The sequence below is a fragment of the Streptococcus ictaluri 707-05 genome (genome assembly GCF_000188015.2).
Classification (GTDB): Bacteria; Bacillota; Bacilli; order Lactobacillales; family Streptococcaceae; genus Streptococcus; species Streptococcus ictaluri.
Genome location: NZ_AEUX02000003.1, coordinates 13536 through 33681, shown reverse-complemented (window position 1 = coordinate 33681; position 20146 = coordinate 13536). Strand labels below are relative to the sequence as shown.

Sequence of the window (20146 nt, the reverse complement as noted above, 5' to 3'; positions counted from 1 at the left end):
GCTTAAGTGCTTTTTATACTCTATACTTACGATTTAACGATACCAAGCAAAATGGCACCTAGAATAAAGCAGATAATCCCCAAAATAACCCATCGCATTTCTTTTTTGGTTTTAGTTTCACCTAGGAATAAAATGCCTCCAATAATAGAAATAATGGCGCCTAATTGAGAAAAACTAAAAGCAATAGCTAAACCTGCCTTAGAGGCTGCCAGTAACATAAAAATGTTTCCGATTCCCCAAAGTAAACCTACCAAACCATTTTTGATAACATATTGATCAAAAGAAACTTTAAAAGACATAAACATAGTAGCGCCTAAAACCATCCCTACTGCCATTGGTAGAATGACTGATAGAACATCAAATTTCATGATGTTGTTAAAAAGAACGGCATACATGACGTAACCAATAGTAGAGTAAGTTAATGCTCTAAAACCTTTAGAAAAATTATGTAATTGATTTTTTTCTGTATTGTTATCATCTTGCTTACTGGAAAAGTAAAAACCAATAATTAAGAGTAAAAGGGCAATGGTACCAACAATAAATTGAACAGGTTTTGTCCATTCATGAAAGACGAAAACTCCGATCAAGCTTCCTAGTACTAACTGAGAACCACTAGATAAGGGATTGGCAACAGAAACACCCATGTATTGCATCGCATGGAATTGTCCCGTTTGTCCAATTGACCAAATAATACCACCTGAAATACCAAAGACCCATAATCTCATTGACATCTCAGGTCTAACGATTAACCATACCACAAAAGCAAATAACAAGGCCCCTAAAGTCATCCCAAAGGTTTGTTGTGAAGGTCTCCCTCCAATTTTATTACTAACAAATCCAATACTACCCCATGCAAACATAGGCACCAGTGCATATAATATTACTTCCAAAACAATCTCCCCTTTTATATTAAAATCGCACTTTTGAACTATTTTTAAAGTGCTTTCATTCGAATGTTTATTATAGCTCATTTAAGTCTAAAACACAATATAGTGTCACTAAAAGCTCTGATAATTTATCACAAAAATAAAGGGCAAGAAGTTACCTTCTTGCCCTTTTATTTAGAGAAATAGTTACGTTTAATGTACAGAATAATTTGGTGCTTCATTTGTAATTTGAACATCATGAGGATGGCTTTCAATCAATCCAGCTCCAGACATTTCTACAAACTGTGCATTATCATGAAGTTCTTGAATATCACCAGCTCCGACATAGCCCATACCAGAGCGAATACCACCTAGCATTTGGAAGACGATATCTGAAGCAGCCCCTTTGTATGCCACACGTCCTTCAATTCCTTCTGGAACTAATTTATTTGCTTCATTGACAGACCCTTGGAAATAACGGTCACTTGAGCCTTTCTTCATAGCAGCAATGGAACCCATTCCACGATAAGTTTTAAATTTACGACCTTGATAAATTTCTGTCTCACCTGGAGCTTCATCAGTTCCAGCAAACATTGAGCCAAGCATAACAGCATTTCCACCTGCTGCAAGAGCTTTTACAATATCACCCGAGTACTTGATTCCCCCATCAGCGATGATGGTTTTACCATATTCACGCGCCACCGCTGCTGCATCATAGATAGCTGTTACTTGAGGAACCCCAACACCAACAACCACACGAGTTGTACAAATTGATCCTGGTCCAATACCAACCTTCACTACATCGACACCTGCGTCATAAAGAGCGCGAGCTCCTTCAGCAGTAGCAATATTTCCTGCAATCAAGGTACGATTTGGGAAGTGAGCACGAATTTCAGCAATCTTACGAAGAACACCAGCCGAGTGACCATGTGCTGTGTCAATAACAATAGCATCAGCACCAGCTTCAAATAAGGCTTCTGCACGCTCAAAGGTATCTGAAGTGACACCTACAGCAGCTGCAACCAACAAACGACCAAATTCATCTTTGGCAGCATGAGGAAATTCAATCACTTTTTCAATATCTTTAATTGTAATTAAACCAGAAAGACGACCATTATCATCTACTAAAGGTAATTTTTCAATACGATGCTCATGCAAGATGCGCTCTGCTGTTTCAAGATCTGTTCCAACTTCAGCAGTTACTAATTTTTCACTAGTCATGTGCTCTGAGATTGGTGCATTGTAATCTGTAATGAAACGCATGTCACGATTGGTGATGATACCAACCAATTTACGATTAGCTAAAGTTTCAACAATTGGAACACCACTAATACGATAACGTTGCATCAATTCTTCTGCTTCAGAAACCTTATGCTCAGGTGTTAAGAAGAAAGGATCAATGATAACACCATTTTCAGAACGTTTAACTTTACGTACTTCCTCAGCCTGATCAGTAATTGACATATTTTTATGAACAACCCCTAAACCACCTGCACGCGCAATAGCAATAGCCATCTTGCTATCTGTGACAGTGTCCATTGCAGCAGTGATAATAGGAATATTTAGTGTCAAATTTTTGGCCAGTTTTGTTTTCAAACTAACTTCATTTGGAAGTACGTGACTTTCTGCCGGAATAAGTAAGACATCGTCAAAGGTGTAGCCTTTTTTCAAAAATTTAGTGTCCCAATTTGACATTAACATAATCCTCTTTTCATTGTTTTTAGGGAATAATAGCCCAGTCTATTTTTTATTGTTACTATCATAACACGCTAAAATCATTTGTCAACAAATTATGACTCTTTTTCTCCCATATGGTATAAGTGTGGTGACTAAAAGCTATTTAAAAATCCCAAACCAGGTAAACTGGCTTGAGATATTCTTAAGGTATCTGAATGGGATGCAATAAATCTACAATTCCTTTAAGGCCTAAAACTAAAAAGGCAATTAGACTTCCTGTAAAGGAAATAGTTGACGCTTGAGCAAAGAAATGTTCAAGACTCGGACGACCTAAAAGTCCTATCACAAAGAAAATTAAACCAAGTAAAAATAAATAAAAACCTAGTCGTAAGATTCGCAATTTCATAGCAACTCGTTTGTTTTGGCTACCATCTCTAATTAATTTTTTCGTCATAGTATCTCCCCCTAAAATTAACTGATCTAAGGAAATACTGTAAGTTTTAGAAATAAGAATAAGCATCTCTATATCTGGTAAGTGACGATCATTTTCCCAGTTAGAAATAGCTTGCCGGCTAATAGTAAGCTGCTTTGCCATTTCTTCTTGTGTGATCCCCTCTCTTTCTCTTAAAGATTTGATTTCTCTACTAAAAGACATGTATACTCCTTTCTTAGTTTTACTTTACAGGGAATAACGATTGATGTAAAGACAGGCTTGCTGACATATACTTGTTTTTTTATGATAGGATTACTGTCCATTTTATTTTGACATGTCAATTAAAAATAATTGATTCCCATCGCAGACTTGACTTCTGATAGAGTCTGAGCAGCAACTGCTTGTGCTTTTTGGCTACCTACTTCTAACATACGGAAAACTTCTCCCATATCTTTGGCATATTCTAATCGTCTTTCTCGAATTGGAGCTAACTCACGTTCTAAAATCTCCAATAAGTAACGTTTTGTTTTAACATCACCAAGACCACCTTTTTGATAATGCTCTTTCATAGCCTCGATATCAGCTCTATCTTCTTGCCTACCAAAAATATCCAAATAATGGAAAACCATGTTACCTTCAATTTGCCCTGGATCTTCTACTCGAATATGATTTGGATCAGTATACATACTCATTACTTTTTTACGAACAGTATCTGCATCGTCTGATAAATAAATACCATTTCCCAATGATTTGGACATTTTAGCATTTCCATCCAAGCCTGGAAGTCGTCCTGCTTTCTCATTTTCAGGGTAGAGTCCTTGAGGTTCCACAAGACAATCTGTTTGGTAAGTATGATTAAAACTACGGACAATTTCACGTGTTTGTTCAATCATTGGTTTTTGATCAGTTCCAACTGGAACAAGATTTGCCTTAAATGCCGTAATATCTGCTGCTTGGGAAATAGGATAAACTAAGAATCCTGCTGGAATACTTTCTCCAAACCCTTTTTGAGCAATTTCTGTTTTAACAGTTGGATTACGTTCTAGACGTGCTAATGAAACAAGATTCATATAATACATGGTCAATTCAGCAAGTTCAGGAATTTGACTTTGAATGAATAGTGTTGATTTCTTTGGATCAAGTCCTACTGACAAATAATCTAAAGCTACATTTCCTATAGATTCACGAATCATTTCAGATTCCTTAGCATGATCTGTCAAAGCTTGTTGATCAGCTAAAAAAACAAACATCTGATGGCGTTCTTCATTTTGTAACAGAACACGGTTTTTTAAAGAACCGACATAGTGACCTAAATGTAATTTTCCTGTAGGTCTATCTCCGGTTAAAATAATAGGTTTTGTCATCTATCTCTCCTTTTGTAAATTTAGTTGCTAATAAAAAACCTCACGCATCCAGCGTGAGGGCGTGATTACAATAAATACGCGGTACCACCTCAATTGATAGAACTGTTTTTCCATCATCTCATCATCTTCTTAATTCTTTAGAAGTTGCACGATAAGGGGTGCCAGACCTGAAAGTTATGCGTTCCTTTCAATATAACCATTAGCCCAATTCATTTTCTTTGTTATTAGCTTTCACCAACCGCTAACTCTCTAGAAACAAACTAAAAATTACTCATCTAATTTAAAAATATTCTATGAAATTCTAGACAGTTTGTCAAGTTAAGTCAGTTTTTAGAAATAATACTTGACTCTATGACTTCTTTTGAGAGATAATAAGTCTACTATTTTAATGCTTACTAAAGGAGATAACTAAAATGATGAAAAAAAGGGTAATGGATATTCTACTGGTAACCATCGGTTCTTTTATTACAGCCATTGGTTTTAACACCATGTTTGTAGATAATCACATTGCTTCTGGTGGTATGGTAGGGATATCTGTAGTTGTTAAAGCTCTATTTGGTATCAGTCCTTCCCTTTTTTTAATGTTAAGTAATATTCCTTTATTGATTCTATGTTACTTTTTCCTTGGCAAACAAAATTTTGTAAGAACCCTATATGGCTCTTGGATCTACCCTATTGCTATTCGGTTAACTAATCAATTTCCAACTATTACACATAATCAATTTTTAGCAGCTATTTTTGGAGGCATTATCTGTGGTATTGGATTAGGGATGGTTTTTTGGGGAAATTCTTCAACTGGTGGTACCGGTATTCTGACGCAAGTCTTACATAAATATTCGCCACTTTCTTTAGGAGTAGCTATGACTATCGTTGATGGAATAAGTGTTCTTATGGGACTGATCGCTCTTTCAGCAGATGATGTCATGTATTCTACAATCGGGCTTTTAGTAATCGGCTATGTGATTAGTGTTATGGAAAACGGATTTGATTCATCAAAGAATGTTATGATTATTTCCAAAGACTATCAAGCAATCAAAGCTTATATCACTGGTGTGATGGATCGGGGTGTAACAAAAATTCCTATTCGTGGAGGCTACACAACATCTGACAAAGTCATGTTAATGGCCATTGTTTCTACTTATGAACTTCCTGCTTTACAAGAAAAAATTCTAGAAATTGATGATACTGCTTTTATTGTTGTTATGCCTGCTGCACAAGTTATGGGGCGTGGATTTAGCTTGACCAAACAATACAAAAGAGAAGACAAAGATGTTTTATTACCAATGTAATAGCCTAGCCCCTTTCTGATTGAAAAAAGGGGCTTTTTTAGGTACAATGAAGCTTAGAGAAATAATATGAGGTGAAAAATTGCTAACAGTTTCTGATGTATCGCTACGTTTTAGCGACCGAAAACTTTTTGATGAGGTTAATATCAAATTTACAGCCGGTAATACCTATGGACTTATTGGAGCCAATGGTGCTGGAAAATCAACATTTCTAAAAATCTTAGCAGGAGATATTGAACCAACAACTGGTCCTATCTCTTTAGGACCAAATGAACGCCTTTCTGTCCTTCGTCAGAATCACTTTGACTATGAAGAAGAACGCGCTATTGATGTTGTTATCATGGGAAATGAGCAACTCTATAGCATTATGAAAGAAAAAGATGCTATCTATATGAAAGAAGATTTTTCAGAAGAAGATGGTGTACGTGCTGCTGAACTTGAAGGTACCTTTGCTGAATTAGGTGGTTGGGAAGCTGAAAGCGAAGCATCTCAACTCTTACAAAACTTAAATATTTCAGAAGACTTACACTATCAAAGCATGAGTGAGTTAGCCAATGGAGACAAGGTTAAAGTTCTCCTTGCCAAAGCACTTTTTGGTAAGCCAGATGTCCTTCTTCTGGATGAGCCTACCAATGGACTTGATATTCAATCTATTTCCTGGTTAGAAGATTTTTTAATTGATTTTGAAAATACTGTTATTGTCGTATCCCATGACCGTCACTTCTTAAACAAAGTTTGTACCCACATGGCTGACTTAGACTTTGGAAAAATCAAATTATTTGTAGGTAACTATGATTTTTGGAAACAATCCTCTGAACTAGCTGCTCGTCTTCAATCTGATCGAAATGCTAAAGCAGAAGAAAAAATCAAAGAATTACAAGAATTCGTAGCTCGCTTTTCTGCCAATGCTTCCAAATCTAAACAAGCAACATCACGTAAAAAAATGCTTGATAAAATCGAATTGGAAGAAATTATTCCTTCTAGTCGTAAATACCCTTTTATCAATTTTAAGGCTGAACGAGAAATGGGGAATGACTTCCTTTCTGTTGAAAACTTATCTGTTTCTATTGATGGCGAAAAAATCATTGATAATATCAGCTTTATTCTTCGTCCAGGTGACAAAGCAGCTATCATTGGACAAAATGATATTCAAACGACTGCTTTGATGCGTGCTCTAGCAGATGACATTGACTATGAAGGGACAATCAAATGGGGCGTTACAACAAGTCGCTCTTATTTACCAAAAGACAATAGCAAAGATTTTGCGACAAGTGAATCTATCCTAGAATGGGTACGTCAATTTGCTGCTAAAGGGGAAGATGATGATACCTTCTTACGTGGTTTCTTAGGTCGTATGCTCTTTTCTGGAGACGAAGTTAAGAAATCCGTTAATGTTCTTTCCGGTGGTGAAAAGGTTCGCGTCATGTTATCTAAATTGATGTTGTTGAAATCAAATGTTTTGATTCTTGATGACCCTACTAACCACTTGGATTTGGAATCTATTTCCAGTCTGAATGATGGTATTAAAGATTTCAAAGAATCTGTTATCTTTGCCAGTCATGACCATGAATTTATTCAAACAATTGCTAACCACATCGTTGTGATTTCTAAAAATGGTGTCATTGATCGTATTGATGAAACTTACGATGAATTCCTTGAAAATGAAGAAGTCCAAGCTCGAGTAGCACAACTTTGGAATTAAAAATACTAGGGCGATTTCGCTCTAGTATTTTTTCAATCAAAAGAAAGTCAAATTTACTTATGAAAAGAAGGAAAACGAAATCCTTATGTTATTATCTGGCTAGTTTTTTTCTACCAATACTTATTTTATGGCTGTGCCTTTTACCATTTGGAATTTCTTATCAAGGAAGTAATACCATTTTAGCTAGTGATGGCTTTCATCAATATGTGATTTTTGCTCAAACTTTAAGAAATATTTTACATGGTACAGATAGTCTCTTTTACACTTTCACGAGTGGTTTAGGGTTAAATTTTTGGGCATTAATAAGTTATTATTTAGGAAGTCCTTTGTCTCCTTTAGTTTACTTCTTTGATTTACAGTCTATGCCCGATGCCATCTACCTCTTAACCCTTCTGAAGTTTGGTCTAATGGGTCTATCCTCATATTTTTCCTTTGGTCGCATTTACCCTAAAATTAAAGCTTATCTTACCCTTTCTCTATCCATTTCTTATAGCCTAATGAGCTTTGTCACTAGTCAATTAGAACTAAATAGTTGGCTAGATGTCTTTATCATTTTGCCATTAATACTGCTGGGGATTCATCTTTTACTCAAAGAAGGAAAAACAGCGCTTTACTACTTTTCCTTAAGTTCCCTTTTTATCCTTAACTACTATTTTGGATACATGGTTGCTATCTTTTTACTCCTTTATTGTCTTATCAATCTTCTTGAAATAAAATCGTGGAAAAAGCGTTTAGTCCCCTTTTTTATGTTTGTCATAATTTCCCTATTGTCTGCTTTAACCAGTTCTTTTATGCTTATTCCTACCTATTTAGATCTATCAAGTTATGGTGAAAGCTTTACACACTTTGACCAAATCTTGACAGATAAATCTTGGTACTTTGATTTATTAGCAAAATTATCAGTAGGAGCTTATGATACCACTAAATTCGATGCCATACCTATGATTTATACCGGTATCCTTCCTCTTTATTTGAGTTGTCTTTTCTTCACTCTAAAATCAGTTTCATGGCAAATCAAATTAGCTTATGGCTTATTACTTAGTTTTATTATCAGTAGCTTTTATCTTCAACCATTAGATCTACTCTGGCAAGGCATGCATGCCCCAAATATGTTTTTACATCGCTATAGTTGGACTTTTTCTATTATCATCTTAACTTTAGCGGCTAAAGTCTTAAATCAAGAAAAATACTTTAAGAAAAAACAACTTTTATTGTCTTTTACACTACTTTGTCTTTTACTAAGCCTCCCCTACTTATTTATCCAAAAATATCAATTTCTGCAAATAGGACTCTTTTTTTTAAGCCTTCTATTCTTAACAGTTTATACTCTTTTATTCTTACTAAATCAAGAAAAGCAAAGCTTTACAAAGATGTTAAAGATGTTTACACTATTATTTACTTGCCTTGAGCTAGGAATTAATAGTTCTTATCAATTAAGTGGTATTAACAAGGAATGGGTATTTCCAAGTAGAGAAGGTTATGCAAGACATTTAAAAGAAATTGACAGTCTTGTCAAAGGAGTTTCTAAAAAAGATAAACCATTCTTTCGAATGGAACGTCAAATACCTCAAACCGGTAATGATAGCATGAAATTTAATTACAGAGGTGTCTCTCAATTTTCATCAGTAAGAAACCGCAAGTCCAGTTCTCTATTAAATCGCTTGGGATATCGTTCTGATGGCACAAACTTAAATCTAAGGTACCAAAATAATACCCTTCTCATGGATAGCCTCTTAAGTGTTAAGTACAATCTAAGTCAGCAAAAACTTAATAAATTTGGTTTTCATCAGATTAAAAAAAATAAACAAACCTATCTCTATCAAAATACTTATGATTTACCATTAGGTATCTTGACAAATACGATTTACAAAGATGTCAACTTAAGTGTCAATACACTTGACAATCAAACACGTTTTTTAAACCAATTAAGTGGACAAGAATACACCTATTTTAAATTAGAGCCATCACGACTTACTTCTAATGCACAGTTATTTAACCAGCAAGTGTCAAGTAAAGCAATTCATAGCAATGTTCCAACTATCATTAGTTATCAAGTAGTAGTTCCTAACAATAAACAACTTTACGTTAGCTTACCAAATATCCAATTCACAAATCCCAATAGTAAAAATATTACTATTCGAGTTAATAATCACGCCTACCATTATACGACAGATAATGCTTTTAGCTTTTTTGATCTAGGCTATTTTCAAAAGCAAAGTACTGTTTCAGTCGACTTTATCTTTCCAAATAATAAACAGATCACGGTGAATCAACCTCATTTTTATAGCCTAGATATCAATTCTTTAACAACTGCTATTCATGATATTAAAGCTAAAAAAGTAGAAACTGTGGTTCAAAAAAATAAAATCATTAGTCACTATCACTCTAAAACAAAAGCTTCTCTACTTTTTACAATTCCATATGATAAAGGTTGGAAAGCCAAATTGGGTAAAAAGTCAGTTCCTATCCAAAGAGCACAGGATGGCTTTATAAAAGTTGCTGTCCCTAAAGGAGAAGGAGTCCTTACATTGACTTTTATTCCACAAGGATTCATTCTAGGCATCTCGATATCATTTCTAAGCCTTCTTATCTATCTTTTACTAGTAAAACGGTACTGTGAAGTTTTAAGCATTAAAAATGTTGTCAGAGAGCTTATTTAACCCTACTAAAAGATGCATCAGATAAATATCTGATGCATCTTTTCTTATATTTATAATTTTAACAGGCTATCACAGTTCAAAAAAATCCTAAGTAAAACTCAGGAAATATCTTATCACCGGCAGTAGGACTCGAACCTACGACATCATGATTAACAGTCATGCGCTACTACCAACTGAGCTATGCCGGAAAAATAAAAAAATTGTCTTCTCGACAATTCTGATAGTCCGTACGGGATTCGAACCCGTGTTACCGCCGTGAAAAGGCGGTGTCTTAACCCCTTGACCAACGGACCAGAAGTTTTGGAGAAGTTCTCCTTAACACTCTTATTATTATAGCAGACTAATTTTATTTGTCTATACTTTTTTCGAAAAAATTTGAATTTTTTTCAATATTTTTTGATACGCAAGTTGTCAAGTCAAGTGCAACCAGTTCATAGATAACTAGAGTTCCAGATGTTAAGCTGTTCGGGATAGCTCAAACAGGAATTTTGAGGATTGATATTGAAGAAGTCGTCTTGGGCGCTCATTGATGGCAGTAATATAATTGTCAAGTTCTTCAGAGGTTAGTGGATTAAGTGAGACTCCTTTAGGGACATATTCTCTGAGGAGGCCATTGAAGTTCTCGTTTTTTCCTCTCTCATGTGAAGAATAGGGATGTGCAAAGTAAACTTCAACAGCTTCTAAGTTTGAGAGTAAACTAAACTCAGAACCATTATCCGCTGTGATGGATGCAATAGGATACTGACTGATGAGATGCGTGACAGCACGGTTAATGGTTTGGGACTGCTTGTCTTCTAGCTTAACTCCTAGTGCATAGCGTGTCTGGCGCTCTACCAAAGTCAACATAACAGCTTCACCTTGGTTTTCTTGCCGAGAACCAAATCAATCTCCCAATGCCCAAATTCAGAACGATCATTAATATATTCTGGACGTTCTTCGATAGATTTACCTAAAGTCTTCTTATTCGTCTTCATGACTTTCTTAGAACGTTTTCTGATACTAACCATCTTAGGCAAATCGATTGGTTTAATAGCTAATACCCCCTCTTTGATATAACGATAAATCATTTTGGTAGAGGGGACGACTTCTTCAGGATGGTTCACTTTGTAAGTCTGAACAAAACTATCCACACTATGGAGACGAATGTTAGCCGTCAAGGCAGATTCTAATTGTTCAATGAATCTAGCGGAGCAGTCATTCAACTTGAGATAAGAACTCTTTTGACGATTGGTTTCATAGACACGTTGCCCACTATCAGCGAAATAGGCGTTGAAGAAGGTTTGTTTTCCATTCTTATCCTTTACCTGTTCTACTGAACCACGTTTTATTTCTCGGCAGATTGTAGAACGGTGACGACCCAAGAGTCGAGCAATCTCAGCGGGTTTCTTTCCCATTTTAAGATAAGCAGCAATTTCACCCCGTTCTGTGGCTGAAAGATGAGAATAGGATGATTTTCTGGTAGAATTAATGTTGGACATGTTCATCTGCTTTCCATACTGAATTGGGGAATTCTAGTATATCAGACGAACATGTCTTTTTTGTTGCACTTCATTTTACAACGCGGGTTAATTTTTGATATTACTTAATTAAAGCATGCTCTATCTTATTTTTAGATGAAAAATGTTCTTCCCAGAAAATCTATAATAACATTTTTAACTCATTTTGTTTTCATACTAATATTTTTTTTAGATAGTATTAGTATTTTTCCTTACAGCCCATTGACAGAAGCCCCTATTTTTTGTTAAAATGATGAAGTTGAGGTCTCATAGCTCAGCTGGATAGAGCATTCGCCTTCTAAGCGAACGGTCGCAGGTTCGAATCCTGCTGAGATCATCATCTACAAAAATAAGTGCATCTTTATTTAGAGCACTTCTTTTTTTGTTTCACATGAAACAAAAACTTATTTATGATAAGGGCTACCTTGTTGTATCATAAAAGCACGATAAATTTGTTCAACTAAGACTAAACGCATTAATTGATGTGGTAAAGTCAAAAGACCAAAACTCATCAACAGATTAGCTCTCTTTTTTATTTTAGGGGCTAATCCCAGACTACCACCAATAATAAAAGTAATATCAGAGTAACCATTAACGGTGGTATCTGTTATTAGCTGACTAAATTTTTCTGAGGGAAACTGTTTTCCTTCAATTGCCAAAGCAATAACAAAATCACGTTGACCAATTTTCTTTTCAATGCGATCGGCTTCTTTTTCCATAATCAGTTGATTTTCAGCATTGCTTGCTTTATCGGGAGTTTTTTCATCTACTAGTTCAATCATTTCAAATTGACAAAATCGTGAAAGACGTTTTTGATACTCTGAAAGACCATCTTTTAAATAATGCTCTTTTAATTTTCCAACACATATAACTTTTATTTTCATGCCTTTATTGTATCATAGAAAAGATTCTTTTCACAGTTTATCCACATGTTAACTTCTGTATAATCGTTAAAAATACTCTGATATCAAGCATTTTCTGATAGCTATCTGAAAGTTTTCCACAAGCTGTGGATTACTTTTCTTTTTACATCTTTTAAGGTATAATTAAGCAAAGTTTTATAAGCTAATAAAAAACATTTGGAGGTGGTCATGTGTCAACACTTAAACAATTTTTAAAGTCATTGTGGGTATTGTTAATTGGCTTTATTGGAGGAATTTTAGCCTTTTTTGTAATGACCAATACCAATCAAACAGAATTGGTTAAATCTGGTTCCGAAAAATCAGCAATTACGAGTAAAGTCCATTACAATAACACTACTAATACAACTAAAGCCGTCAAAGTCGTGCAAAATGCTGTTGTCTCTGTTATCAATTATAAAAAAGATAACTCAGCAGCACTTACTAATCCTTATAGCGAACTTTTTGGTGAGCAAAGCCCTTCTCAAGAAAAAGATAATGACTATAGCATCTTTAGTGAAGGTTCCGGAGTTATTTATAAAAAAGAAGGCAAATATGCCTATCTAGTAACTAATAACCATGTTATTGATGGTGCTGAAAGAATTGAAATTCTTATGGCCGATGGTACAAAAGTAGTTGGTGAATTAGTCGGATCGGATACTTATTCTGATTTAGCTGTTGTCAAGATTTCATCTGACAAGATTAAAACAACCGCAGAATTTGCGGATTCAACAAAAATTAATATCGGGGAAGTAGCCATTGCTATTGGTAGCCCGCTTGGTACAGAGTATGCTAATTCAGTTACTGAAGGTATTGTTTCCAGTTTAAGTAGAACTGTAACCTTGAGAAATGAAAATGGCGAAACAGTCTCAACAAATGCCATTCAAACAGATGCTGCTATCAATCCAGGAAATTCTGGTGGACCATTGATTAACATTGAAGGACAAGTCATTGGTATCAATTCTAGTAAAATTTCATCCACACCAGCAGGTGGTAATGGTACTGTAGAAGGTATTGGATTTGCTATTCCGTCAAGTGATGTGGTTAAAATCATTGAACAACTTGAAGCAAGCGGAGAAGTTGTACGTCCCGCTTTAGGAATTTCAATGGTAAACCTAAATGACTTATCTACCAATGCTTTGAGTCAAATAAATATTCCAACTAGTGTCACAAATGGGATTGTTGTTGCTTCTGTTCAAGAAGGCATGCCAGCTAATGGAAAATTACAACAATATGATGTTATTACAGAAATTAATGGTAAAAATGTCGCTTCTATCAGTGATTTACAAAGTATCTTATATGGACAAAATATCAATGATACTATCAAGATAAGCTTCTATAGAGGAACTAGTAAGAAAAAAGTTGACATTAAGCTATCCAAGACAACCAAAGATCTGACTAAAAAAGAGTAATACATTTACTTGACAATGTTTGTCAAATACCTTTACAATATTGTAAAGGTATTTTTTCATGACGAAAGGTAACTATGAAAGAAGTATTAATACACATTCCAATTGAAGATATAGTAGCTAATCCTTATCAACCAAGACTTCAATTTAATCAAAAAGAATTGGATGATTTAGCCAATTCAATCAAAATGAACGGGCTCATTCAACCAATCATTGTTAGAAAATCAAAAATTTTTGGCTATGAGTTAGTTGCTGGAGAAAGACGGTTTAAAGCATCGAAAATAGCTGGTTTAAAACAGTTACCTGCTATCGTTAAAGAAATGTCCAATTTAGAGAGCATGCAGCAAGCTATCGTGGAAAACCTTCAACGCTCAGATTTAAATGCTATTGAAGAAGCAAAAGCTTATCAACTTTTAATTGAAGAAAATAAACTAACACATGAAGAAGTCGCTAAATATATGGGGAAGTCACGTCCCTACATTAGCAATACCTTGAGATTACTACAATTGCCAGTTCATATGATTATTGCTGTCGAAAAGGGGCAAATCAGTGCAGGTCATGCACGAACTTTACTAGCTCTATCAGATTCCAAAACACAAGAATATTGGTTCAAGAAAATTATAGAAGATGGACTTAGTGTCCGACAATTAGAAGATATTGTCAAATCTGGGACTAATAAAAAAACACATTCTAAACCAAAAGATATTTTTTGTGACCATTTAGAAAAAAAGATTTCAAAATCTTTAGGATTGCCCTCAAGTTTACAATTGAAAAAAGATGGTAGTGGCCATGTGCAGTTAGTTTTTTCCAATGAAGAAGAATTAAACAGAATTATCAACAAGCTTATTTAGCTTGTTGATAGTCTGTTTTTTTAGTTTTCTTTTTCCACAGCCAAAAATAGACAAAAACCTTGATTTTATCTTTAATATTTTACTTTCCACAGCTTGTGGAAAACTCCAGTTAACAATGTGTATAGGATTTCCACAGCTTGTGGGTAACTATAAACTTTTCTTTGAGCTTTGTGGAAAACCATCGTTTTTTATGATAGAATAGTCCTAGAATTATCCACAAGAAGGAACCTAATATGACTGAAAATGAACACATTTTTTGGAATAGGGTTTTAGAGTTAGCTCAAAGCCAATTAAAACAGGCAACTTATGAATTTTTTGTCCATGATGCTCGCTTACTAAAAGTGGACAATCATGTGGCAACTATTTATTTAGATCGTATGAAAGAACTCTTTTGGGAAAAAAATCTCAAAGATGTCATTTTAACTGCAGGATTTGAAGTCTATAATGCTCAAATTTCTGTAGAATATGTTTTTGAAGACGATTTAGCCATCGAGCCACAACAAAATACCTCTTATTCTAATCAAAATCAAGCAAGTTTCACCCAATTACCAGCAGTTAAATCTGATCTTAATGCTAAATATAGCTTTGAAAACTTTATCCAAGGAGATGAAAACCGATGGGCAGTAGCAGCTTCTATAGCAGTTGCTAATACTCCGGGAACAACTTATAACCCACTTTTTATTTGGGGTGGCCCTGGATTAGGTAAAACCCATCTATTAAATGCTATTGGTAACTCCGTTTTAAAAGAGGATCCAAATGCCCGTATCAAATATATTACAGCTGAAAATTTCATTAATGAATTCGTTGTGCACATCAGACTTGATACCATGGATGAATTAAAAGAAAAGTTCCGTAATTTAGATCTTCTATTAATTGATGACATTCAGTCTTTAGCGAAAAAAACGCTCTCTGGTACTCAAGAAGAGTTCTTTAATACCTTCAATGCACTTCATAATAATAACAAACAGATTGTTCTCACGAGTGACCGCACTCCAGACCATTTAAACGATTTAGAAGATCGTTTAGTGACCCGCTTTAAATGGGGGTTAACAGTTAATATTACCCCGCCAGACTTTGAAACGCGTGTAGCTATTTTAACCAATAAAATTCAAGATTATCATTTTACTTTTCCTCAGGATACAATTGAGTATTTAGCAGGTCAATTTGATTCAAATGTTCGAGATTTAGAAGGAGCTTTGAAAGATATCAGTCTAGTAGCTAATTTTAAACAAATTGATACTATTACGGTTGACATCGCTGCTGAAGCCATTAGAGCTCGCAGACAAGATGGACCTAAAATGACTATTATTCCGATTGAAGATATCCAATCTCAAGTCGGTAAATTTTATGATGTTACCGTAAAAGAAATTAAAGCTACTAAGAGAACTCAAGATATCGTCTTAGCAAGACAAGTAGCCATGTTTTTAGCGCGTGAAATGACAGATAACAGTCTTCCTAAAATCGGAAAAGAGTTTGGAGGACGAGATCACTCAACTGTACTTCATGCTTACAACAAAATCAAAAACATGATTAGCCAAGATGAGAGTCTGCGCATCGAAATTGAAACCATCAAAAATAAAATCAAATAAGCTTTGTGGATAAATTCTCCATTTTAGTAAAAGTTATCCACAAGTTGTGAACAGTCCCTTTGCTTAGAGATGACTCTATCTAAGAGACTTATCCACTATTTACACAAGACCTACTACTACTACTATATATAATACTTATAAATAAAGGAGTTTTCATGATTCAATTTTCCATAAATCGTACCCTTTTTATCCAAGCCTTAAACGCTACTAAAAGAGCTATTAGCAGTAAAAATGCTATTCCTATTTTATCCACAATCAAAATCGAAGTTAGTACAACAGATATTACCTTAACTGGTTCTAATGGACAAATTTCAATTGCTAACACTATTCCTGTTAGCAATGATAATGCTGGCTTACTAATTACTTCAACAGGTGCCGTTTTATTAGAAGCTAATTTCTTTATTAATATCATTTCAAGTCTTCCAGACCATACGTTAGAATTTAAAGAAATTGAGCAACATCAAGTTGTATTGACAAGTGGAAAATCAGAAATCACTCTAAAAGGAAAAGACGTTGACCAATACCCACGTCTCCAAGAAGTTTCTACGACTAATCCTCTCGTTTTAGAAACTAAATTATTAAAATCGATTATTGCTAAAACAGCATTTGCAGCTAGTTTGCAAGAAAGTCGTCCTATCTTGACAGGTGTGCATATGGTTTTGAGTCAACATAAAGATTTTAAAGCTGTTGCAACAGACTCACATCGAATGAGTCAACGTTTGATCACACTTGATAAAAATTCAAACGACTTTGATGTGGTGATTCCAAGTAAGTCATTGAGAGAATTTGCATCAGTCTTTACAGATGATATTGAAACCGTAGAAGTCTTTTTCTCACCAAGTCAAATGCTATTTAGAAGCGAGCATATTTCTTTCTACACGCGCTTACTAGAAGGCAATTACCCAGATACGGATCGTCTATTGATGACAGAATTTGAAACGGAAGTGGTCTTTAATACCCAATCGTTACGTCATGCTATGGAACGTGCTTTCTTGATTTCAAATGCTACTCAAAATGGGACGGTAAAATTAGAAATTGAGGGAAATCATATCTCTGCCCATGTAAATTCCCCAGAAGTAGGGAAAGTTAATGAAGACTTAGATGTTGTGAGTCAAACAGGTAGCGATTTAACCATCAGTTTCAATCCAACTTATTTAATCGAATCCTTAAAAGCTATTAAGAGTGAAACCGTCAAAATTAATTTCTTATCTCCGGTTAGACCTTTCACTTTAACACCAGGAGATGATGAAGAAAGTTTTATCCAATTAATTACGCCTGTACGTACTAACTAAAAAAAGCTTCCCATCTGGGAGCTTTTTTTGTTATCATAAGACATAGCAACTAAGATAAGTGAGGAAAGTTATGTACCAATTGGGATCACTAGTTGAAATGAAAAAACCGCATGCCTGTACAGTAAAAGCAACAGGAAAAAAAGCCAATGAGTGGAAAATTATCAGATTGGGAGCCGATATTAAGATTCAATGCACCAATTGTGATCATATTGTTATGATGAACCGATTTGATTTTGAACGAAAATTAAAAAAAGTGTTGCAACTTTAAAAAGCTTGTTTAAATAACTATATACTGATAGTTTGCTAGCTCTGGTTGCTGCAAAAAGTGCTATATTTTTATGAAAATACTTATTATGATAGAGTTATTAAAAGAAAGGAACATTTATTATGAATAAGTTTTCAGAGCAGTTAAAACATTTACGACTTGAAAAAAATTTTTCACAAGATTATTTAGCAGAGCAACTTTTTATTTCAAGACAAGCCATTTCCAAGTGGGAAAATAATGAAGCATGTCCAGATATGACAAATTTGATCAAACTGGCTACTATTTTTGAGGTCAGTTTGGACCAGTTAATATTAGGTAAAAAACCAGAAAAAACTGTGGAACGGATTATTGAGAATAAACCTTATGATATAAAAGCAGTTATCAGAAATTTTTGGTTAATTTTCGGAAATATTTTAATAGCATTTTTTGTTTTATATTCGATTTTCCTTTTTCTTGATTTTTTAGGAATAGCACCCCAAAATTTAAGGCAATTATTTTACTAATTCATGATTTAGTCTGTCATTTGACAGGCTTTTTCTCATACTTTTATGCTATAATAGTCTTGATTGAAAATTTGAACGGAGACTTAGTAAATATGGCATTAACAGCAGGAATTGTTGGTTTACCAAATGTCGGTAAATCGACCTTATTTAACGCTATTACAAAAGCAGGCGCAGAAGCTGCTAACTATCCTTTTGCGACTATCGATCCTAATGTGGGGATGGTTGAAGTACCAGATGAGCGACTTGACAAATTAACAGAGCTTATTACGCCTAAAAAGACAGTTCCAACTACATTTGAATTTACTGATATTGCTGGTATTGTAAAAGGTGCTTCAAAAGGTGAAGGTCTAGGTAATAAATTCTTAGCTAACATCCGTGAAGTGGACGCTATTGTTCACGTTGTTCGGGCTTTTGATGATGAAAATGTCATGCGTGAACAAGGCCGTGATGATGCTTTTGTGGATCCGATGGCAGATATTGATACCATTAATTTAGAATTGATTTTAGCAGACTTAGATTCTATCAATAAACGTTATGCTCGAGTTGAAAAAATGGCTCGTACCCAAAAAGACAAAGACTCAGTAGCAGAGTTTAATGTTCTTCAAAAAATCAAACCAGTACTTGAAGATGGTAAATCAGCTCGTACTATTGATTTCACCGACGAAGAAGCAAAAGTCGTTAAAGGGCTGTTCTTGTTAACAACTAAGCCAGTACTTTATGTAGCAAATGTTGATGAAGATAAAGTTGTTGATCCAGATGATATTGATTATGTCAAACAAATTCGTCACTTTGCAGCTACTGAAAATGCTGAAGTAGTGGTTATCTCAGCGCGTGCAGAAGAAGAAATTTCAGAGCTTGACGATGAGGATAAAGAAGAATTTTTGGAAGCTATTGGGCTTACTGAATCAGGCGTTGATAAATTGACCAGAGCAGCTTATCATATCTTAGGACTAGGCACTTATTTTACAGCAGGTGAAAAAGAAGTCCGTGCTTGGACATTTAAACGTGGGATTAAGGCGCCTCAAGCGGCTGGTATCATTCACTCAGATTTTGAACGAGGCTTTATTCGTGCTGTCACCATGTCTTATGATGATTTAATCACATATGGATCTGAAAAAGCTGTTAAAGAAGCAGGAAGATTACGTGAAGAAGGAAAAGAGTATATCGTTCAAGATGGCGATATCATGGAGTTCCGCTTTAACGTTTAAGAAAGAGAAAAATAACAGAATTAGGTTGGAATAAGTTATTCCAACCCTTTTGCTATTAGAATAGAAAGGGTAAAAATGGTTAAAATGATAGTGGGACTAGGTAATCCTGGTTCAAAATATAATCACACCAAACATAACGTTGGCTTTATGGCAATTGACAGAATTGTCAATGATATTGACATCAAGTTTACAGAAGATAAAAATTTCAAAGCTTTAGTTGGTTCGACTTTCATTAATCATGAAAAGGTCTATTTTGTAAAACCAACAACTTTTATGAATAATAGTGGCATTGCAGTTAAAGCATTAAGTATTTATTTTAATATCGCTATTGAAGATTTGATTGTGATTTACGATGATTTGGATATGGAAGTTGGAAAGATACGTTTCCGACAAAAAGGTTCAGCAGGGGGACATAATGGAATTAAATCCATTATTACTCATTTAGGAAGCCAAGAGTTTGACCGCATTAAAATTGGTATTGGAAGACCACCCAAAGGCATGGCTGTTATCAATCACGTTTTAGGTCAATTTAACACTGAAGACAGTATTACCATCTCATTGATACTTGACAAGGTTGTCAAGGCTGTCAATTTCTATTTACAAGAAGATGATTTTGAAAAAACAATGCAGAAATTTAATGGATAAG

Annotated in this window: 16 protein-coding genes, 3 tRNA genes, 1 pseudogene and 1 other annotated feature; of the genes and pseudogenes, 12 read left to right on the top strand and 8 right to left on the bottom strand. The window is 34.7% G+C overall.

All coding sequences use genetic code 11. The annotated features are described in order from the left end of the window. Positions 1–26 precede the first annotated feature (26 nt). The 4 genes from STRIC_RS02160 to trpS all read right to left on the bottom strand — a co-directional run bounded on the left by STRIC_RS02160 (position 27) and on the right by trpS (position 4340). The gene (locus tag STRIC_RS02160) at positions 27–890 is read right to left on the bottom strand and encodes a GRP family sugar transporter (protein WP_040831848.1); all 864 of its coding nucleotides are present in this window, start codon (positions 888–890) and stop codon (positions 27–29) included. 189 nt (positions 891–1079) lie between these two features. Further along, complete coding sequence (gene guaB / locus STRIC_RS02155) at positions 1080–2561, bottom strand: IMP dehydrogenase (protein ID WP_008087729.1); 1482 nt, start codon at positions 2559–2561, stop codon at positions 1080–1082. A gap of 184 nt (positions 2562–2745) precedes the next feature. Continuing rightward, positions 2746–3198 (bottom strand): helix-turn-helix transcriptional regulator, encoded by a 453-nt coding sequence (locus STRIC_RS02150; protein ID WP_008087582.1) that lies wholly within the window; start codon positions 3196–3198, stop codon positions 2746–2748. 119 nt (positions 3199–3317) lie between these two features. After that, the gene (gene trpS / locus STRIC_RS02145) at positions 3318–4340 is read right to left on the bottom strand and encodes a tryptophan--tRNA ligase (RefSeq protein WP_008087735.1); all 1023 of its coding nucleotides are present in this window, start codon (positions 4338–4340) and stop codon (positions 3318–3320) included. Positions 4341–4392: 52 nt separating this feature from the next. Next, positions 4393–4633, bottom strand: a binding site (T-box leader). A gap of 123 nt (positions 4634–4756) precedes the next feature. Between trpS and STRIC_RS02140 the strand changes: the two genes are divergently transcribed. The 3 genes from STRIC_RS02140 (at position 4757) to STRIC_RS02130 (ending at position 9988) form a co-directional block, all read left to right on the top strand. After that, positions 4757–5629, top strand: a complete 873-nt coding sequence (locus tag STRIC_RS02140; protein WP_040831873.1) for a YitT family protein — start codon at positions 4757–4759, stop codon at positions 5627–5629. A 79-nt stretch (positions 5630–5708) separates the two neighbouring features. Continuing rightward, complete coding sequence (locus STRIC_RS02135) at positions 5709–7328, top strand: ATP-binding cassette domain-containing protein (protein WP_008087618.1); 1620 nt, start codon at positions 5709–5711, stop codon at positions 7326–7328. A 59-nt stretch (positions 7329–7387) separates the two neighbouring features. Continuing rightward, positions 7388–9988 (top strand): YfhO family protein, encoded by a 2601-nt coding sequence (locus tag STRIC_RS02130; protein WP_008087718.1) that lies wholly within the window; start codon positions 7388–7390, stop codon positions 9986–9988. A gap of 114 nt (positions 9989–10102) precedes the next feature. Here STRIC_RS02130 and STRIC_RS02125 read toward each other — a convergent pair. The 3 genes and pseudogenes from STRIC_RS02125 to STRIC_RS02115 all read right to left on the bottom strand — a co-directional run bounded on the left by STRIC_RS02125 (position 10103) and on the right by STRIC_RS02115 (position 11466). Next, positions 10103–10175: transfer RNA gene (locus STRIC_RS02125), tRNA-Asn, on the bottom strand. 34 nt (positions 10176–10209) lie between these two features. Continuing rightward, positions 10210–10281: transfer RNA gene (locus STRIC_RS02120), tRNA-Glu, on the bottom strand. A 163-nt stretch (positions 10282–10444) separates the two neighbouring features. After that, positions 10445–11466, bottom strand: a pseudogene (locus tag STRIC_RS02115) (IS30 family transposase). Between the two features lie 281 nt (positions 11467–11747). On the opposite strand from STRIC_RS02115, the gene STRIC_RS02110 reads away from it, so the two are divergent. Continuing rightward, positions 11748–11821: transfer RNA gene (locus tag STRIC_RS02110), tRNA-Arg, on the top strand. Positions 11822–11888: 67 nt separating this feature from the next. Here STRIC_RS02110 and rlmH read toward each other — a convergent pair. Next, the gene (gene rlmH, locus STRIC_RS02105) at positions 11889–12368 is read right to left on the bottom strand and encodes a 23S rRNA (pseudouridine(1915)-N(3))-methyltransferase RlmH (protein ID WP_008087630.1); all 480 of its coding nucleotides are present in this window, start codon (positions 12366–12368) and stop codon (positions 11889–11891) included. A gap of 209 nt (positions 12369–12577) precedes the next feature. Here rlmH and STRIC_RS02100 point away from each other — a divergent pair, with 209 nt between their 5' ends. The 8 genes from STRIC_RS02100 (at position 12578) to pth (ending at position 20145) form a co-directional block, all read left to right on the top strand. After that, on the top strand, positions 12578–13795 hold the full coding sequence (locus tag STRIC_RS02100) for a S1C family serine protease (protein WP_008087549.1): 1218 nt from the start codon (positions 12578–12580) through the stop codon (positions 13793–13795). Positions 13796–13869: 74 nt separating this feature from the next. Beyond that, a complete protein-coding gene (locus STRIC_RS02095; RefSeq protein WP_008087705.1) occupies positions 13870–14643 on the top strand; it encodes a ParB/RepB/Spo0J family partition protein in 774 nt (257 codons plus the stop codon). A 233-nt stretch (positions 14644–14876) separates the two neighbouring features. Then, on the top strand, positions 14877–16232 hold the full coding sequence (gene dnaA / locus STRIC_RS02090; protein ID WP_008087544.1) for a chromosomal replication initiator protein DnaA: 1356 nt from the start codon (positions 14877–14879) through the stop codon (positions 16230–16232). A 155-nt stretch (positions 16233–16387) separates the two neighbouring features. Further along, entirely contained in the window at positions 16388–17524 is a 1137-nt protein-coding gene (dnaN, locus tag STRIC_RS02085) for a DNA polymerase III subunit beta (RefSeq protein ID WP_008087746.1), read from the top strand. A 70-nt stretch (positions 17525–17594) separates the two neighbouring features. Continuing rightward, positions 17595–17792, top strand: a complete 198-nt coding sequence (locus tag STRIC_RS02080; protein WP_008087800.1) for a DUF951 domain-containing protein — start codon at positions 17595–17597, stop codon at positions 17790–17792. A gap of 119 nt (positions 17793–17911) precedes the next feature. After that, the gene (locus STRIC_RS02075; RefSeq protein WP_008087633.1) at positions 17912–18292 is read left to right on the top strand and encodes a helix-turn-helix domain-containing protein; all 381 of its coding nucleotides are present in this window, start codon (positions 17912–17914) and stop codon (positions 18290–18292) included. A 92-nt stretch (positions 18293–18384) separates the two neighbouring features. Continuing rightward, on the top strand, positions 18385–19500 hold the full coding sequence (ychF, locus tag STRIC_RS02070) for a redox-regulated ATPase YchF (RefSeq protein WP_008087794.1): 1116 nt from the start codon (positions 18385–18387) through the stop codon (positions 19498–19500). A gap of 75 nt (positions 19501–19575) precedes the next feature. Further along, entirely contained in the window at positions 19576–20145 is a 570-nt protein-coding gene (gene pth, locus STRIC_RS02065; protein WP_008087708.1) for an aminoacyl-tRNA hydrolase, read from the top strand. Position 20146: the final 1 nt, after the last annotated feature.

Bases quoted from the DNA above. Each gene is read 5' to 3' on its own strand.
- guaB (WP_008087729.1), bottom strand. From the start codon at position 2,561: ATGTCAAATTGGGACACTAAATTTTTGAAAAAAGGCTACACCTTTGAC.
- STRIC_RS02150 (WP_008087582.1), bottom strand. From the start codon at position 3,198: ATGTCTTTTAGTAGAGAAATCAAATCTTTAAGAGAAAGAGAGGGGATC.
- trpS (WP_008087735.1), bottom strand. From the start codon at position 4,340: ATGACAAAACCTATTATTTTAACCGGAGATAGACCTACAGGAAAATTA.
- STRIC_RS02140 (WP_040831873.1), top strand. From the start codon at position 4,757: ATGAAAAAAAGGGTAATGGATATTCTACTGGTAACCATCGGTTCTTTT.
- STRIC_RS02130 (WP_008087718.1), top strand. From the start codon at position 7,388: ATGAAAAGAAGGAAAACGAAATCCTTATGTTATTATCTGGCTAGTTTT.
- rlmH (WP_008087630.1), bottom strand. From the start codon at position 12,368: ATGAAAATAAAAGTTATATGTGTTGGAAAATTAAAAGAGCATTATTTA.
- STRIC_RS02095 (WP_008087705.1), top strand. From the start codon at position 13,870: ATGAAAGAAGTATTAATACACATTCCAATTGAAGATATAGTAGCTAAT.
- dnaA (WP_008087544.1), top strand. From the start codon at position 14,877: ATGACTGAAAATGAACACATTTTTTGGAATAGGGTTTTAGAGTTAGCT.
- dnaN (WP_008087746.1), top strand. From the start codon at position 16,388: ATGATTCAATTTTCCATAAATCGTACCCTTTTTATCCAAGCCTTAAAC.
- STRIC_RS02080 (WP_008087800.1), top strand. From the start codon at position 17,595: ATGTACCAATTGGGATCACTAGTTGAAATGAAAAAACCGCATGCCTGT.
- STRIC_RS02075 (WP_008087633.1), top strand. From the start codon at position 17,912: ATGAATAAGTTTTCAGAGCAGTTAAAACATTTACGACTTGAAAAAAAT.
- ychF (WP_008087794.1), top strand. From the start codon at position 18,385: ATGGCATTAACAGCAGGAATTGTTGGTTTACCAAATGTCGGTAAATCG.
- pth (WP_008087708.1), top strand. From the start codon at position 19,576: ATGGTTAAAATGATAGTGGGACTAGGTAATCCTGGTTCAAAATATAAT.